This is a genomic window from Cereibacter changlensis JA139 (genome assembly GCF_003034985.1).
GTDB classification, from domain to species: domain Bacteria; phylum Pseudomonadota; class Alphaproteobacteria; order Rhodobacterales; family Rhodobacteraceae; genus Cereibacter; species Cereibacter changlensis.
In genome coordinates, this window is the sequence record NZ_PZKG01000451.1 from 1 (window position 1) to 355 (window position 355).

The 355-nt window shown below is 59.7% G+C and carries 1 protein-coding gene; it reads left to right on the forward strand.

What is annotated here, in order from left to right; genetic code table 11:
- Window positions 1–355, forward strand: a 355-nt coding sequence (locus C5F48_RS24620; protein WP_181247800.1) for an ATP-binding protein, incomplete at both ends; no start/stop codon positions are given.

Genomic DNA, 355 nt, shown 5'->3' on the forward strand with positions numbered 1-355 from the left:
TCCGGTTCTTCTCCACCATCGAACTGGTCAACGCCCTCGAGCAGGAAAAGGCCAAGGGTAAGGCTGGGCAAATTGCCGAAAGCCTGACCCGCCTCGACTTGGTGATCCTGGATGAACTCGGATATCTGCCGTTCAGCGCCTCGGGCGGGGCATTGCTGTTCCATCTGCTGAGCAAGCTCTACGAACGCACCAGCGTCGTGATCACCACAAATCTCAGCTTCAGCGAATGGGCCACGGTCTTTGCTGACGCCAAGATGACCACAGCCCTGCTCGACCGCCTCACCCACCGCTGCCACATCCTCGAAACCGGAAACGACAGCTTCCGCTTCAAGGCCAGCTCAGCCGCAGTCGCCAG